16 protein-coding genes are annotated in these 13,665 nt (G+C 62.6%); 4 read left to right on the forward strand and 12 right to left on the reverse strand.

What is annotated here, in order from left to right:
* Positions 1-17: 17 nt before the first annotated feature.
* The 3 genes from HMPREF0291_RS01050 (at position 18) to HMPREF0291_RS01060 (ending at position 2,052) form a co-directional block, all read left to right on the forward strand.
* On the forward strand, positions 18-1,187 hold the full coding sequence (locus HMPREF0291_RS01050; protein WP_040423916.1) for a S8 family serine peptidase: 1,170 nt from the start codon (positions 18-20) through the stop codon (positions 1,185-1,187).
* A gap of 59 nt (positions 1,188-1,246) precedes the next feature.
* Positions 1,247-1,756, forward strand: a complete 510-nt coding sequence (locus HMPREF0291_RS11160) for a hypothetical protein (RefSeq protein ID WP_005286611.1) — start codon at positions 1,247-1,249, stop codon at positions 1,754-1,756.
* Between the two features lie 71 nt (positions 1,757-1,827).
* Complete coding sequence (locus tag HMPREF0291_RS01060; protein WP_005286613.1) at positions 1,828-2,052, forward strand: hypothetical protein; 225 nt, start codon at positions 1,828-1,830, stop codon at positions 2,050-2,052.
* Here the strand turns inward: HMPREF0291_RS01060 and HMPREF0291_RS01065 are convergent.
* A complete protein-coding gene (locus HMPREF0291_RS01065) occupies positions 2,049-2,648 on the reverse strand; it encodes a TetR/AcrR family transcriptional regulator (protein WP_005286616.1) in 600 nt (199 codons plus the stop codon). The two genes, HMPREF0291_RS01060 and HMPREF0291_RS01065, sit on opposite strands and share 4 nt — an antisense overlap.
* A 76-nt stretch (positions 2,649-2,724) precedes the next feature.
* Between HMPREF0291_RS01065 and HMPREF0291_RS01070 the strand changes: the two genes are divergently transcribed.
* A complete protein-coding gene (locus tag HMPREF0291_RS01070) occupies positions 2,725-3,711 on the forward strand; it encodes a hypothetical protein (protein WP_005286618.1) in 987 nt (328 codons plus the stop codon).
* A gap of 6 nt (positions 3,712-3,717) precedes the next feature.
* Here HMPREF0291_RS01070 and eccB read toward each other — a convergent pair whose 3' ends face one another.
* From eccB to HMPREF0291_RS01125, 11 genes are all read right to left on the reverse strand, one after another.
* Complete coding sequence (gene eccB / locus HMPREF0291_RS01075) at positions 3,718-5,025, reverse strand: type VII secretion protein EccB (protein ID WP_005286621.1); 1,308 nt, start codon at positions 5,023-5,025, stop codon at positions 3,718-3,720.
* Positions 5,026-5,066: 41 nt separating this feature from the next.
* Positions 5,067-7,304, reverse strand: a complete 2,238-nt coding sequence (locus HMPREF0291_RS01080) for a DUF6541 family protein (RefSeq protein ID WP_005286624.1) — start codon at positions 7,302-7,304, stop codon at positions 5,067-5,069.
* 36 nt (positions 7,305-7,340) lie between these two features.
* The gene (gene truA / locus HMPREF0291_RS01085) at positions 7,341-8,252 is read right to left on the reverse strand and encodes a tRNA pseudouridine(38-40) synthase TruA (RefSeq protein WP_005286626.1); all 912 of its coding nucleotides are present in this window, start codon (positions 8,250-8,252) and stop codon (positions 7,341-7,343) included.
* A 344-nt stretch (positions 8,253-8,596) separates the two neighbouring features.
* A complete protein-coding gene (rplQ, locus tag HMPREF0291_RS01090) occupies positions 8,597-9,241 on the reverse strand; it encodes a 50S ribosomal protein L17 (RefSeq protein WP_005286628.1) in 645 nt (214 codons plus the stop codon).
* 52 nt (positions 9,242-9,293) lie between these two features.
* Positions 9,294-10,307, reverse strand: coding sequence for a DNA-directed RNA polymerase subunit alpha (locus HMPREF0291_RS01095; protein WP_005286632.1), 1,014 nt, complete (start codon positions 10,305-10,307; stop codon positions 9,294-9,296).
* 45 nt (positions 10,308-10,352) lie between these two features.
* Entirely contained in the window at positions 10,353-10,958 is a 606-nt protein-coding gene (gene rpsD / locus HMPREF0291_RS01100) for a 30S ribosomal protein S4 (RefSeq protein ID WP_005286633.1), read from the reverse strand.
* 29 nt (positions 10,959-10,987) lie between these two features.
* Positions 10,988-11,392 (reverse strand): 30S ribosomal protein S11, encoded by a 405-nt coding sequence (gene rpsK, locus HMPREF0291_RS01105; protein ID WP_040423422.1) that lies wholly within the window; start codon positions 11,390-11,392, stop codon positions 10,988-10,990.
* A gap of 3 nt (positions 11,393-11,395) precedes the next feature.
* Entirely contained in the window at positions 11,396-11,764 is a 369-nt protein-coding gene (rpsM, locus tag HMPREF0291_RS01110) for a 30S ribosomal protein S13 (protein WP_005286639.1), read from the reverse strand.
* Positions 11,765-11,944: 180 nt separating this feature from the next.
* Positions 11,945-12,163, reverse strand: a complete 219-nt coding sequence (infA, locus tag HMPREF0291_RS01115; protein WP_040423423.1) for a translation initiation factor IF-1 — start codon at positions 12,161-12,163, stop codon at positions 11,945-11,947.
* A 179-nt stretch (positions 12,164-12,342) separates the two neighbouring features.
* A complete protein-coding gene (locus HMPREF0291_RS01120; protein ID WP_005286645.1) occupies positions 12,343-13,104 on the reverse strand; it encodes a L,D-transpeptidase in 762 nt (253 codons plus the stop codon).
* 94 nt (positions 13,105-13,198) lie between these two features.
* Positions 13,199-13,609 carry a hypothetical protein gene (locus HMPREF0291_RS01125; protein ID WP_005286648.1) on the reverse strand — a complete coding sequence of 137 codons (411 nt, stop codon included), beginning with the start codon at positions 13,607-13,609 and terminating at the stop codon, positions 13,199-13,201.
* Positions 13,610-13,665: the final 56 nt, after the last annotated feature.

Here is a 13,665-nt window from a genome sequence, read left to right on the forward strand (position 1 = left end):
TCCCGGCCCTAACCCTCATGCTTTTCTCAACCCAGCCCGTTCTTGTTGCCACCCCACCTGCCCACGCCCAAGATGTCGCCTGCGCAGTCCCGGTTCCCGCGGACCCACCCGCCGCTGCGGCCGATCTCGACCAGGTGCGTACTATCGCCACCGGCGCGGGAGTGAAAGTGGCTGTCATCGACACCGGGGTTGCCCAGCACCCCGAGCTCAACCAGCTCATCCCCGGCAACGACTACGTCACTCCCGATGAGCCGCGCCCGTTCCAGGACTGCGACGCGCACGGCACCGTCGTCGCCGGCATCATCGCGGGCACGACAACGGGCATCGCCCCTGATGCGGAGATCATCGCGATCCGCCAATCCTCCGCGCACTTCCGCACAACTACGGCCCCAGTACCGGATGGCTCGCCGGAAGCAGAGGACATCCCCGGTGCGGGGAATTTGGACACCCTTGCGCGCGCCATCCACAACGCGATCGACTTGGGCGCCGACGTGATCAATATGTCGGTCGTCTCTTGCGTGGAACCGCAGCTCGCCGCACGGGTGGACACCCAGGACCTGCGTCTTGCACTCGGGCGCGCCGAGTTGGACGGTGTTGCCGTTGTCGCCGCCGCGGGCAATGCGAACCACGAGTGCCCGCCGGGCTCCACGGTGTACCCGGCGCACTTCCCCACCGTGATCACTGTCGGGTCGAGAGCGGACAGCCACACCATGGCCGAGTACTCCCTGCCGGTACCCGACGAGCACATAGCTGTTTCCGCACCGGGCCGCCCACAGGCTGCTTTGTCGTCCGACGGAAACGGTTTCACCGGTGGAGTTGCGGGCGATCGCGGGGACGCTCAACCATACGAGGGCACCAGTTTTGCTGCTCCGGTGGTCAGTGCAACAGTGGCGTTGCTGCGGCAGCGTTACCCCGATGCCAGCCCGGCGCAGATTCGCGCGATGGTGGATGGGGCCGCGGAGCCGAGCGGCGGGGCCGTCGATACGCTCACTACGCTAACGCATCTCCCGCCCGAATCTCACCGCTCTGGTCGCGATGACGATACGGACCCAGTGACAGTTACTCCCGTAGAGAAAACCGTGGCCACAGCACCCCGCAAGACCGGTGTTGTACTCACAATTCTTGGCTTGTTTGCGCTGCTCAGCACCGCTGTAGGTTCTTTGTTGGTCTCGCGCAGGAACATTTGACGTACTGTGCACATTAAACGCATGAAAACACCACTCACCACACCAGTAAGGACGCAATCATGACCAACCCCAACAACCCGCAGGACCCGAACACCATCGACGAGAACGTAGAGACTTTTGACGCTGCCGTTCGGGACACCGACAACGACGGCACCATCGACACCGCACTGGTGGATCTGGACGGCGACGGCACCATCGACACCGTCGTGCTCGACTCGGACGGCGACGGCTACGCTAACACCGTGCTTGTCGACGTTGACGGTGACGGCGAATTCGACGAGATGTTCATCGACTCCGACAACACCGACGGCGTTCTGGAAACGAAGATCAGCGCCGACGATGACTACGTCGAGGGCTTGGGCAACGTCGAGGACTATACCGAAAAGGCGGAGGGGGCAGACGAGGAGTCTGAGGACCCCTTCGATTTCCAGGGCACCACCACGGAGATCGGGACGGACGAGGAGACTTACGACACATCGCCGACCGAGGACACCATGAACGAGGACACCTTCGCCGATGACATGGGTGACTCCGATGGCCCGACCCTGCACCTCGAGGCCGGTTTCTAATACTCACCTTGCCCCACCCTTTAAGGCCCTGCCCTGGCAGGGCCGTTCGCTTTCCTGGCACACTGGCAGTCATGACTTCCCAGATGCCCCACGACCCGGGCAACCCGCGTTCTTCCGGCACCACCGGGCAGCAGGACATCATGATCGGAGTGATTGTCTTTCTGCTTGGGTTCCTCGCCGTTGCCACGGCGTGGGGCACGATCTCCTACATGACAGCACTGGCCAGCTGGATCGCGGGCATTGTTTTGGTTGTGCGCGGAATCCGCAAGAACCAAGACACTCCGCCGCGGGCTTAGGGTTCCCGCCGCGCCCGAGCTTCCAAGCCTTCAAGCATCACATCTAAGAGTTCTTGCTGAATCCCACCGAAGTACCTCTCGCTCACGGCAGTCACCGGAGGAGGACGCGTAATCACCCCTAGGCCAAGGTGGATGTCAAGCGGGGTGGCGTCGGCCGGGCACAGCCTGGCCGCTTTCGCTTTGTCCACTAGCGGTTCGTAGACCCGACGCAGGCCAGCTGCGCGGTTACCAATGATCTCGCTGACTTCGTGTGTCCCACCCTCAACGCTGGCACTGAGGGCTCCGAACAGCGCCTGCGCGAGCACCGCAAGCTTCATTTCACCAATGGCGTGCGCCGCGCCCCGCCAGGCATCCCGCGGACTCTCATCGAAACTCGTCAAAGCCTCATCGATCACTGTCTCGATGTCGGCCAATGCGCGGGCACTGATTGCGTCGATCAGCTCAACTCGCCCGGGGAAATGCCTACTTGCCGTCGCTTCACCGACACCGGCTTCCTTGGCGATCGCCCTCATGGACACGCCAGGCCCTTGCTCCACAAACAGCTTCCGGGCTGCGTCGACAATGACGTCTCTGTTTTCTACTGCATCTTGTCTCACGCTTGCATCCTAACAAATGGAACAGTATGCTCCACTTTGTAAGTGAAACAGTCTGTTCCAGATAAGGAGTTTGTCCATGTCCACAGCCACAACCGAAACGCGAAGTGCGTCGACAACAGCAAAAGCCCTCGGCGTCATCCTCGGCATCCCGGTGATCATCGGGCTCATGCTCTTTGCGTTCCTCGCCCCGAATTTCTCCTCCGGCCCTCAAGACGTTCCGGTCGCACTGTCCGCCCCCGAGCCCGTCATCGAACAGATCACCCAAGGCGTGAAAGAGAAAGCCGGTGACGATGCCCCCGATATCCGCGTCATGAACAGCCCAGAAGAGGTGCGCGAGTCGATCCTGAACCGGGAAACCGTCGGCGGCATCGCCATCACGCCCGACGGAGCCACTGCCTACACTGCCTCCGGAAACGGTGCGCCATACGTGCAGCTTATCGACGGCATCGCCTCCTCCCTCGAAGCTCAGAACATGCCCGTCGAGCGCGAAGATCTCGCCCCCACAACCGAGGACGATCCGCAGGCAGCAGGCATTGCGCTGCTCGGCCTCCCGCTAGCTTTCGGCGGCATCATCTCCGCAGTCGTCGCGACGTTCCTGTTCCGCGGCAATAAGTGGGTCAAACTCGGAGTCCTCGTCGGTATCGCAGCTCTGGGCGCGCTCGTAGCTACGTGGATGCTGCACTCGGTCTACGGCACGTTGTCGGGCAGCTTCGGCATGGAATGGCTGGCCATTTCCCTGGGCATCCTGGCCACGTCTATGCTCACCGCTGGCCTCGCGGCCGTGATCGGAACCGCCGGTATGGGAATCGGTGCGGTTCTGACCATCTTCCTCGCCAACCCGCTCTCCGGGCTATCCACCGGCCCTTGGCTCCTCCCGGCCGGCTGGTCGACCCTCGGCCAATGGATGCCCATCGGCGCTACCGGCCACCTCGTTCGGTCCCTGTCCTTCTTCGACGGCAGCGGCGCCGGTGCGGCGTGGTGGGTCCTCGCGGCATGGATCGCCACAGGATTCCTGCTGCTGCTTTTTGACCGCTCGACCAAACCCGCGAGCGCAACCGCCTAAGTCCAGCTAGTAGGTCGCAGTCAACGCGCCCTCCCGAGTGAGATCAGGCCCCGCGGGCAACAGACCAATGATTGCCCACGGGGCCTTTTCCATATGCGCCACCCCGATCATCTCCAGAACTGCCTGCTGGTCAACACCGTGACGCTGCCCTGCACCCGACACAACGTGGTAACCAAATCCGGTATCGACCCCGACAGCCCCGTCCGACAACCCGATGAAGTGGGTAGCCGGGCCTGCCCCTGACAGTTCGACCGCTCCCCTTGTGAGTGCATCGGCTGGGCGCCGACCGGCTTGACCGTTCTCTGCCACGCAGACGGCGGTCTCTACAGCACCGGAGGTGGCAGCTGGGTCACCCCATTCCGGTTTCTCGTCCGGGATCGACAACGTCAGCGGTGGATCGGCGTCGGGATAGGCCGCGATCGCAGCCGTATCAGTTCGTTCGGTGTGCGCGCCTGCCGCCACGAGCACATCCCGTTGCAGCGGGGTGATCTGTTGCACGCCGCCGTGGCCGGTGAGTATCCACGCCTCCGCACCCGTTTCCAGCACGCGCGGCAACGGGTGTGGCAAGCCGATCGGCGGCAATTCACGCAATGCGCCGAGAACACCGCTGTGCATTTCCCGGCGCGGCGTGGCCGCATCGATGCCGAGCTCGCGCCGGATCAGCCGTCCCGCCGGGTCTGTGGCAGGCGGGAGTTTCGCGCGGCCAGCCTGCGTCACCAGCCAGTCGTCGCCGTCGTGGGCGACAAGAATCGCCTCACGCGGTTCAAGCAATTCAGGAGCGGGGCCGGCATGGACGGTGAGGGTGGGGGTGTGGGAGGCGTCGATAAGCGAACATGCGCTCCACGCGATGTCGTTGCTCCCCTCGGGCGCGAACATCGCGGGCGCGGTGGTCAGGCCCAGCGGCACCCCGCGAGGATAATCCGTTAAACGTTCGTCCCCGACACGCTGCGGCTCGTCCGGGCTACCCGCGATCAAGCGTGCCGACGTCAAGTTCGTCACCGGATGCACCACCTCGCCGACCCGGACGTAGAGCGAGCCGTCGGCCGCGCGCATGATCGCCGCCGCCCCCGGATCAGGATTCGGTTTGAGCCAGGCGAACAGCCCGCATCCGCCGGCGATGAGCACGACCGCAATGAGGCCGAAGATTGCGGAACGTCGGCGCGACGCCAGTGGATCGTGGATCATCCGGATGTCACCGTAGATGAGCCCGTGCTCCACCCGTCGGCGCATGAAGCGGTGCCCCGAGACCTGTGAGCGCGTTGTTGGCAGCAGCCGCTGCGCTGTGTTCGTTTTCTCGTCGTGCGTGCGGGACACGTGACCCCCCGATCAATTCCCCCCAAATACTCCCTCGGAGTTTAGAGCGCCCACCCCGGGGCTTCAAGCATACGGGCGGCAGGACCGCGCCCCTCGGGGCCCGGGGTGCCGGATTCTGCAGAGCCGGACTCTGACGTATCGGCCCCTGGGGCGACAGGCTGGAGGGATGGAAGCTCCGTGGATCCGCCGTTGTCCACCGCGTCTTGTTGGAGCTCGCGCAGCTCTTCGGCGCTGAACTTCTCGTTCACAGCGAAGATGGTCACATGGTTGAGCTGGTAGACGGGCGTGACACCCGGTGAGGTCCACAGGGCAGTGTCCACCTGCCAGTTACTCGGTTCGCCCCAGAAGGTGTTTCCGGTGGAGATGATGAACCGCACGTCTAGGTGGGCGGCGGCCGCATCGACAACATTGCCCTCATCCGGCTTGCCGCGCTGACCCGCGCCGAGCAGGGCGGCATGGTCACTCAGGATGCTCGAGTTGGTGCCCAAACCACCCGAGGGCCACAGGTAGTGGCGGCTCACGGTGGGCACGCCCTCGATGGAGTAGATCCAGGAGTACCCTTCCGTGGATTCACCCATGACCAAGCCCTCTTGCGCCTCCGGGCGGGATGCGAGCCATTCGAATGCTTCCAACTGGTCTTCATCGATCATCCGGTCATCCACACGGGAGGCCTCGTAGGATTCCTTGGCACCCTCAGCGGCGGCTGTGGCAGCCCACACTCCCGTGCCCCAACCGGTGAAGCCGGCAAGGACAGCCGAAGCAATAGCGGTCCCCCACTGCCACGGGCGCTTCGGCCTACGCACCGCGACCGGCGCCAAGCACAGCACCCGGATGATCACAGCCGCTCCCACGGCAGCCCCAGCAAAGAGTGTCAGGGCGACGATTGTGGCGACGCGGTGGGCCGAGTTGTAGTGGGCCGAGCCGAGGAACGCCAGCAATGGCTCGAAAAGATTGTCCACCGGTCGCATCGCGTTGGCTGTCGTGGACACCATGAGCCCGTAGAAGATCGGCGCCCATACCTGCCCGCGCCACAGCAGCATGGCAATGGCACCGAAGCCAGCGAGCCAGAACAGCATCGTCGGGTCAAATGTGGGGAAGAACTCCTCGGTGTGGCGGGCCTGCATGTAAAACGCCCTGTGCCATGCCTCTGTGGAGGTCACGGCCTCCCGGTTGTCCCAGGCTTGAACCTCCTCCGCCTGAGTCCGGCCGGCGAGCAACTGCGGCAGGAACGACAGCGTGCCACCCAGCGCAGGAATGGCCAGCCACAGCACGTCGCTGACACGAGAGCGGTCGGGGCGCCACACCAGGTACGTCGCCCAGTACAGGAGAACTGCGAGGACCACGACGGTCACGGCAGCGGGATGGACTTGGAGGACGCCGAGGAAGGCAAAAAGCGTCGCAAAGCTCAGGGCCCTGTAGCGCGGAACCTGCATGAACAGCGCGACCACAATCCCGGACAAGCCGATGGACACGATGTAGGGGCGCATGCCCACGTAATCGCTGATCCACACCACAGACGGCGACGCGTAAATGGCGATTGGAGCCAGCCCAGCGGCGATTTGCGCGACCATGCCTTGACCGCGAGCGATCGCCCACGCCAGACCCGCCGCACCGCCGGCGACCGCGAGACTCGTCGCGACAATGGAAGCGAGATTCATCGCCGGCACTGGCTCCCACCCGCCAGCATGGGCGAACAGTGCCGTCGCTGCGTGGAAGCCTGACGGGTAGAACAAGTCCACGTGCGTCTCCGGGCTTTGCAGCTCACCCATGCGCGTGGGCGAGGCAACGCCCTCCTCCATGATGAAGCGCACCGCATTGGCGTGCCACTGCGTGTCCCAGCCCTGCACGATGTTTTCCATCTTGTGCGGAACGTTGTCCTGCAGCTCCAGCATCTTCGCGATGAGCATCCACGCGCCCGCCGTCACACCGGCACCTGGCAGCACCCACAACGGATCCAGGATGCTTCTCCGCCGCCAATCTCCGGGCCATAGCGCGCGCACCCACGTTTCGGCGCCGTCACGCTTGGCTTTCCGTGCGAACATGAAACGCCACACGCCAGCCAGCGCAAGCACGAGCACAAGGAAGAAGATGAACGACGGCCACCCGAAACGGATCCCCAGCGCGCCCAGCAGCCAGCTACCGAACCCGATCAGCCCGAAGGTTGCCGGCAAACTCGCCGCAGCCGCCGCTGGCAGCTTCGCTCCCGCAACCCAGGACACGATGAGTCCAGGCAGGGTGAACACCGCAATGGCGAGCCAAACAGCTCCGACTACATCCATGCGGCCCTACTTTCTTCCCTGTTCCATCAGAGCAGTCTATTCCACATCCTTCGCTTTACGACGATCCCTGGTCACCAACACCCTCTCCCCCAGCTGAGCGGCCTCTGGGTAGTCCACGCGAATGAGGGTAAGCCCGTTTGCCGGCGCTAGTTTGACCAATGGATCCCTCTCGTGAGCGGCGAGCAACGTCTTTGCCCATGAGACATCACGAGCACCTGAGCCGACGTCCAAACACGTAGCGACGAGGGCCCGAACCATGTGCCAGCAAAACGCATCAGCCGTGATCGTGGCTTCGTAGAGCTCCGGTTCCTCCGGCGTGGAGACATCCGCCCACGTGAAAGAGTGAATGTCGCGGATCGTGGTGGCGTGAGGCCGGGGCTTGCAGAACGCCGCGTAGTCATTCAGCCCGACCAAGGCCGTTGCCGTCTCCTGCACGGCGTGAAGGTCAATCTTCTTGGTCCACGCCGCGGTGTCCGTGCGCCTGAGCGGGTTCGGACCAGCAGTATTGGTGGTCACCCGGTAGCGGTAGGTGCGCGTCAGCGCAGAGAAACGGGCATCGAAATCTCGTGGTGCCTCGGTGACAGCGGTGACCCGGAGGTCCGGTTCCAGCAGCCGAGCGAGGCGGCGGGTGAGCTTCTCCGGCTCCCCGACGATCGACCGCTGGTCGAGCGCGTGTTTGGGCACATCCGCGTGCGCGACCTGGCCTGTAGCATGCACCCCGGCATCCGTGCGCCCCGCAACGGTGAGCTCCACGGGATGACGCAAGATGAGGCTGAGCGCATCTTCCAGTTCCCCCTGCACCGTCCGTACTGGGGTCTCCTCCCCCGGGGCAGCCGCCTGGCGGGCCCAGCCGTGGAACCGAGTGCCGTCATACGCGATGTCGAGGCGGAGGCGGACAATGCCCGCTTGCTCTTCATCTAAACCAGGGTTGGATGCTTGATGTTTCATCGGGGCTTACCGTACCAATCAGCGGCCTAACCCCGATATGACAACACCGCCCGAAAGCGAACCTTCGGGCGGTGCGATGTATATGCGAGGAGCTCGTCCTGCGCTCGGGTTTCATACTACATCTTGGGGGATGCAATCTATCTGCTAGAAGCTCTTCTGGAACGGCGATTTCGAACTTACCTCAATGCGGCGCAGCGGTTGGGGGGCGCGGGGGTTCCAGAACTACGGCTTGGGACTAGAAGAGCGCTACTCAAATAAACCTTAAAAAAGAAAACCGCCCGTCGAGAAGGCGTCTCCTCAACAGGCGGTTTTCACGAACGGGCCTATAGCCCTACATGACGGGCTTACTTGTCGCCCTCAGCCTCAGCTTCTTCCTCGACGACCTCGGTCACGTCAGCCTGAGTCTCAACCTCGTTAATGTTCACAACAGTCTCTTCGCTCTCCGGAGCGACGACAGTGGTCGTGTTCTCAGACTCAGCTGCGGCGGTAGCGGCAGCCTCGGTAGCCTCGTTGACCTCGGTCACCTCAGCCTCAGCCGGTGCGGCTGCATCCTGGCCAGCGGCTGCTTCCTGGGCAGCCTTCTCGCGGGACGCTGCTGCGCGGGTAGCGCGGGTCGCCTCAGCAGAGACAGTCTCCTCGAGAACGAGGGAGATCTGGGACATTGGGGCGTTGTCGCCCTTGCGGTTCTCCAGCTTGATGGTGCGAGTGTAACCACCGGGGCGGTTCTCGAACCTCGGAGCAAGCTCGTTGAACAGGTACGTAACGACGTCCTTGTTCGGGATCTCGGCAGCCACGGCGCGACGGTCGTTGACCGTGCCGGACTTTGCCTTGGTGATCAGCTTCTCCGCGTACGGGCGCAGAACCTTCGCCTTAGCGTCGGTGGTGGTGATGGCGCCGTGCTCGAACAGCTGGCTAGCCAGGTTGGCCAGAATGTGCTTCTGGTGCCCAGCCGAGCCGCCGAGACGCGGGCCCTTCTTCGGGGTAGGCATTGTTGTACTCCTCGTGGATTAAAAAGTGTGTGCGCGTGCGGCGCTCAGTTCTTTACTCAGCGTCGTCCAAGCCGCCGTCAACGTAATCGCCGGTTTCCGCGTCGTAGCCCTCAATCTGGGTCGGATCGAAGTCTTCCGGAGCATCCTTGAGCGTCAGGCCCAGGGAAGCCAGCTTGATCTTGACCTCGTTGATGGACTTCTGGCCGAAGTTACGGATATCCAGCAGGTCGGACTCGGTGCATTCAGCAAGCTCACCGACAGTGTGGATCTCCTGGCGCTTCAGGCAGTTGTAGGAGCGGACAGAGAAGTTCAGGTCTTCGATCGGCATGTTGTATGCAGCGATGTACTCGGTCTCCTGCGGAGACGGGCCGATCTCGATGCCCTCGGCGGCAGTGTTCAGCTCGCGTGCGAGACCGAACAGCTCGACCAAGGTGGAGCCAGCGGACGCCAGGGCGTCGCGGGCGCTCATGGAGTTCTTGGTCTCCACGTCGATGATCAGCTTGTCAAAGTCAGTGCGCTGCTCAACACGGGTTGCCTCAACCTTGTAGGACACCTTCAGCACAGGCGAGTAGATCTGGTCGACCGGGATACGGCCGATCTCGCCGCCGGAGTTGGTCATCGCCGGGACGTAACCGCGGCCACGCTCGACAACGAGCTCCATGTCCAGGCGTGCGCTCTCGTTCAGAGAAGCGATGTGCAGGTCCGGGTTGTGCACGGTGACGTCGGCAGGCAGATCAATATCTGCGGCAGTGACGTCGGTCGGGCCCTGTGCGGACAGGTACATGACCACCGGTTCATCGGAATCGGAGGACAGCACCAGGTTCTTGATGTTGAGGATGATCTCAGAGACGTTCTCTTTGACGCCGTTGATCGTGGTGAACTCGTGGAGCACACCCTCGATCTTGATGGACGTCACTGCAGCGCCCGGGATGGACGACAGCAGCGTACGGCGCAGAGAGTTACCGAGGGTGTAGCCGAAACCGGGCTCGAGCGGTTCGATGACGAACTTCGAACGGTTGGTGTCGATGTATTCCTCGGTGAGTTGAGGACGCTGTGAGATGAGCATGAACTTCTCCTTTTTCGGCGACCGCTATATGACGCCGGTAGGGGGTTACTTCGAGTAAAGCTCGACGATGAGCTGCTCTTGCAGCGGAACGTCAATCTGAGCGCGCTCGGGCAGCTGGTGCACGAGGATGCGCAGGGTCTCCGGAACGACCTGCAGCCAGGCCGGGACAACGGAGTCGACCAGGTTGTCCTGGGCGTCTTCGAACCAGAGCATGTTACGGGACTTTTCGCGGACGTCGATGATGTCGTACTGGGTCACCTGGTAGGACGGCACATTGGTCTTCACACCGTTGACGGTGAAGTGGCCGTGGGAAACCAGCTGACGTGCCTGGCGGCGGGTGCGCGCCAGACCAGCACGGTACACAACGTTGTCCAGACGGGATTCCAGGAGCACCAGCAGGTTGTCGCCGGTCTTGCCCGGGAGGCGGTTAGCCTCCTCGTAGTAGCGGCGGAATTGCTTCTCCATGACACCGTAGGTGAAGCGTGCCTTCTGCTTCTCCTGCAGCTGGAGCAGGTACTCGGACTCCTTGATGCGGGCGCGGCCAGCCTGCCCCGGAGGGTAGGGGCGACGCTCGAAGGACATGTCGCCGCCGACGAGGTCGACGCGGAGGCGACGGGACTTACGGGTAGCAGGGCCGGTGTAACGAGCCATGTGTAGTTACCTCTTTTCCTTTCAGCCTGTTAAACGCGACGACGCTTCGGCGGACGGCAGCCGTTGAACGGCTGCGGCGTCACGTCGGAGATCGAGGACACCTCCAGGCCGGCGGCCTGGATGGAACGGATTGCGGTCTCGCGGCCGGAGCCCGGGCCCTTGACGAAAACGTCGACCTTCTTCATGCCGTGGTCCATTGCCTTGCGGGCCGCGGACTCTGCGGCCATCTGTGCGGCGAACGGCGTGGACTTACGGGAGCCCTTGAAACCGACGTGGCCGGAGGAGGCCCAGGAGATGACAGCACCGTTCGGGTCCGTGATGGACACGATGGTGTTGTTGAAGGTGGACTTGATGTACGCGTGGCCTGCGGCCACATTCTTCTTGGCTACGCGGCGACCAGAGCGACGCGTAGTGGAACGAGTCTTCGGAGGCATGTATTACTTCTTCTTTCCTGCGATGGTCTTCTTCGGTCCCTTGCGGGTACGCGCGTTGGTCTTGGTGCGCTGGCCACGGACGGGAAGTCCACGGCGGTGGCGCAGGCCCTGGTAGGAGCCAATCTCAATCTTGCGGCGGATGTCAGCCTGAACTTCGCGGCGGAGGTCACCCTCAACCTTCCACGAGTTCTCAATGACATCACGAAGAGCTGCGACCTGATCGTCGGTCAGGTTGTCGGTGCGCAGGTCGGGAGAAATGCCGGTCTTTTCGAGCAGTTCCTTGGAACGGGCAGGCCCGATTCCGTAAATGTAGGTCAGTGCGACCTCCATGCGCTTGTTGCGCGGAAGGTCCACACCAGCGAGACGTGCCATGTTGGACGTGCCTTTCAGGTTGTTTCGGTGGTTTTCTCCCTATTCGTCCACGTCAGTCGACGCTTGGGTCCGGTCCGGCCGGACACTTGGGTCGTGGTTCACGCGGCTCCAGCCACCGCAGCCGGAGGTGAGAAAACATGCCCACCTTGGGGCATGCCGTGAATAAGGAGGCTTCTCGTTTTACTTGTAGCGGTAGGTGATGCGCCCGCGTTCCAGGTCGTAGGGAGACAGCTCCACAACGACACGGTCCTCGGGGAGGATGCGGATGTAGTGCTGGCGCATCTTGCCGCTGATGTGGGCGAGAACTTCGTGCCCGTTGTCCAGTTCGACACGGAACATTGCGTTCTTCAAGGGCTCGATAATGCGGCCCTCGACCTCGATTGCGCCTTCTTTAGCCATACACTCCGCTTTCCTGGTGACAGTGAAAATATGCTGGTCACCTGACGTTTCGACCATTACTACATAGTGCGGTGGCAATCATGCCCCACACCATCGCACAACTTTAGCCTTCTACCTGCATAAAAGCAAAATCCCCAACCGTATGGTTGGGGAGCAAGCTCGTGGGTGCGGGTACGCGTTTAGAAAACGTGGACCTGGTCACCGATCTGCAGGGAGTTGAAGTATTGCTCCGCGTCCTGGCGGTGCATTCGGACACAACCATGGGACTTGATGGACGGGTCGCCCTGGTGGAACGCGATGCCGTTGAAAGTGAAGTAGGTAGCAAACGGCATCGGGGCGTTGTTGAACTCCCAAGAGATTTCGTCCTTGACCTTGCGGTTGACGTAGAAGAATCCCTTCGGAGTCTCATGGCCCGGCTTGCCGGAGCCCATGCGGACCGGACCGTAGCTGACCTTACCGCCGCGCTGCAGCCACGTGCGCTGGTTCTTCAGGTCAACGCACGCGCGTGCCGACGGCGCACACCCACCCGGCTGCGGAGCCGGGGCCGGGCGCGGCGCCGGAGCCGGCTTCGGTGCGGGAGCCGGGGCAGGTTTTGGCTTCGGGGTCTTCTCGGCGATCAGCCCCGGGGCGATGGCATCGACGAGGCGGTCAATGCCGTCGTGAAGCTTCTTTTCCTGTGCCCTGTTGCCACCGGAGACTGTGGTGGCCGCGCTACGCAACGCATTGCGAGTGTCCCACACCGCGTTGCGGGCATCACGGTTGATCTGCATGGCTGCTGCCTGGAGAGCCGTTTCCGCATTCTGCAGGAACGGAGAGCTGGACACGTTGACCTGCGGGAGGGCGGGCTGAGCCTGCGCCGGAACGGGAGCCGCGACTAGAGCAGCCGTTACACCTACACCGGCCACAAGGGCCCGCACGGAACGGAAGGATGGTTTCTGCATGCGGAAAGTATAACCCGAAACTATTAGTTACGTGAAGTGCAACGGAGAGATACTTGTCCGCGAGCCGCAGAAAGGCTGTGATTAAGCTTGTCGCCTACCACGAAATCTGGAAGATCGGCTTGCCACCACGCTCTTCAGGCGTGAGCGGGCGTTCCGGCTCGGGTGGAACTGGCGTGGGGTTCTCCTCGGCCGGCTCCCCGATCAAGCCCGGGTGGATGAATTCAACAATGTTGTCGATCGCCCCGTGCAGCAGCCCCTCTACCGCAGGGTTGCCGGAGGCAATGGCGGAAGCCTGATCACGCGCAAACTCTCGAGCAGCCCCCAAGATTTCAACGGCATCGAGGTTGCTGGAAGAACCTTCGCGGCCGATCGATGCGCTTATCTGGGCCCCAGAGCTCTGAGCTGACGCGGCATCCGCCTCGGCAACGGCGGGTGCCGCAGACACGGCTACGGCAGTACTGACAGCAATGACGAAAGTGCGATGTTTACGGGAAGAAGTGAACATGCTAAAAGCTTAACGCCTAGACATACTAAACGCATACATAAACGCGAAATTGTATT

Origin of the sequence: Corynebacterium genitalium ATCC 33030 (genome assembly GCF_000143825.1) — a bacterium.
Taxonomy (GTDB): domain Bacteria; phylum Actinomycetota; class Actinomycetes; order Mycobacteriales; family Mycobacteriaceae; genus Corynebacterium; species Corynebacterium genitalium.

Bases quoted from the DNA above. Each gene is read 5' to 3' on its own strand.
- truA (WP_005286626.1), bottom strand. From the start codon at position 8,252: ATGAAACATCAAGCATCCAACCCTGGTTTAGATGAAGAGCAAGCGGGC.
- HMPREF0291_RS01070 (WP_005286618.1), top strand. From the start codon at position 2,725: ATGTCCACAGCCACAACCGAAACGCGAAGTGCGTCGACAACAGCAAAA.
- rpsK (WP_040423422.1), bottom strand. From the start codon at position 11,392: ATGCCTCCGAAGACTCGTTCCACTACGCGTCGCTCTGGTCGCCGCGTA.
- infA (WP_040423423.1), bottom strand. From the start codon at position 12,163: ATGGCTAAAGAAGGCGCAATCGAGGTCGAGGGCCGCATTATCGAGCCC.
- HMPREF0291_RS01125 (WP_005286648.1), bottom strand. From the start codon at position 13,609: ATGTTCACTTCTTCCCGTAAACATCGCACTTTCGTCATTGCTGTCAGT.
- HMPREF0291_RS11160 (WP_005286611.1), top strand. From the start codon at position 1,247: ATGACCAACCCCAACAACCCGCAGGACCCGAACACCATCGACGAGAAC.
- HMPREF0291_RS01120 (WP_005286645.1), bottom strand. From the start codon at position 13,104: ATGCAGAAACCATCCTTCCGTTCCGTGCGGGCCCTTGTGGCCGGTGTA.
- rpsD (WP_005286633.1), bottom strand. From the start codon at position 10,958: ATGGCTCGTTACACCGGCCCTGCTACCCGTAAGTCCCGTCGCCTCCGC.
- HMPREF0291_RS01060 (WP_005286613.1), top strand. From the start codon at position 1,828: ATGACTTCCCAGATGCCCCACGACCCGGGCAACCCGCGTTCTTCCGGC.
- HMPREF0291_RS01080 (WP_005286624.1), bottom strand. From the start codon at position 7,304: ATGGATGTAGTCGGAGCTGTTTGGCTCGCCATTGCGGTGTTCACCCTG.
- rplQ (WP_005286628.1), bottom strand. From the start codon at position 9,241: ATGCCTACCCCGAAGAAGGGCCCGCGTCTCGGCGGCTCGGCTGGGCAC.
- HMPREF0291_RS01095 (WP_005286632.1), bottom strand. From the start codon at position 10,307: ATGCTCATCTCACAGCGTCCTCAACTCACCGAGGAATACATCGACACC.
- HMPREF0291_RS01050 (WP_040423916.1), top strand. From the start codon at position 18: ATGCTTTTCTCAACCCAGCCCGTTCTTGTTGCCACCCCACCTGCCCAC.
- rpsM (WP_005286639.1), bottom strand. From the start codon at position 11,764: ATGGCACGTCTCGCTGGTGTGGACCTTCCGCGCAACAAGCGCATGGAG.